Origin of the sequence: Arthrobacter livingstonensis (assembly GCF_003219815.1) — a bacterium.
Classification (GTDB): Bacteria; Actinomycetota; Actinomycetes; order Actinomycetales; family Micrococcaceae; genus Specibacter; species Specibacter livingstonensis.
This window is the reverse complement of sequence record NZ_QJVD01000107.1, coordinates 1-1,148: the sequence shown is the minus strand read 5'-3', so window position 1 is coordinate 1,148 and position 1,148 is coordinate 1. Positions and strand designations below refer to the sequence as shown.

The following is a 1,148-nucleotide window of genomic DNA, read 5'->3' as shown; positions in this document are numbered from 1 at the left end:
GCTTTTTTGGACAGTATGGATAGCAAATAGTAGCATTGCCACAACTATCTTAGTGCATGTGTGAGGAAGGAGTTGAACCAAGATGCATTAAGCAAAACCCAGGGATCATTAATCAGGCACTCCTCGATTGCTTCATATAGCCCTTCAAGATCGAAGGTTCCAGGTTCCAGGTTATCCCTGAGCGCCTGAACAATGAGTAGCAGTTTTCTCGATTCAGCTGAGAACCCCTCAAGTTGCGGAGATGCATATAGGCTATTGAATACAGATTTTGCTAGTAAGGTTCTGCACACCTTCCCGATGGAACCTTCCTCCACTCCTTTAGGTGACTCTCCAATTGGCCATGTTTCTGATTTGTTTTCAAAGAATTCTTTGGTCAGGTCTTTCTCTTTGACGGAGGATTCAGCTTCAATCATGCTCTCAATCTGTTGGAGAGATTGGAGAAGGCAGCGTCTCATTTCCATACCCCATTTCATCTTGATCTTGGAGGTTCCATTGGTTCTTACATACAGAAACATGGGTCTTGACACTTGGCCTACTGCAGTTCGCAGGAGCATATCCCCTATTTCAAGAACACAATACTTTTCCCATTTATGTGGTTCCAACCTTGGGTCGGTAAGGGAAAATTCCATACTTACAAAGTTTACCACGTCGGTATCATTCCTCAAATGAGATCTTCCTTTTATAATGAATCCATACAGGTTTGTTTTCCGTCTTCCTTCTTTGGTTCTACATTTGCTTATCATTGGAATCAGTTGAAAGTCATCCATGGCTGCACAAGATGCATTGAGCAAAGCAGTATTTACGTACACTCCCTTCATTATGTATTCAGTAGCCCTGCAGTGGGACACTTCTGCTGTAAAATAGTTCCGTCTCATGCTTGCAATGTGTTCGATTGGGGCAACATCTTCCCCTATTTCATCAAGTTCTACCCAGCTTGAATCAGTCAATTCACATGCCTTGTTGAATTCATTTTGGATCCAACATGCTAGCGATCTGGGCTCTGGCTCGTCACTGTCATACTGTTTCAGGTCGTTGATATCTTTGCAATCCTCAAAGTCCACCTTCTCCGGTGCCATGTTCTCACCGAGTGCCCACTTTAATTGGCTTGTCTTCTTCATGTTCTTTGTTCTGGGAATCTTCTCCTCATT

General features: G+C 43.3%; 1 protein-coding gene. It reads right to left on the bottom strand.

Annotation, left to right across the window (positions count from 1 at the left end; translation table 11 throughout):
* Positions 1–44: 44 nt before the first annotated feature.
* On the bottom strand, positions 45–1,148 hold a 1,104-nt coding region (locus CVV68_RS25170; RefSeq protein ID WP_146239012.1), incomplete at its 5' end, for a polymerase PA.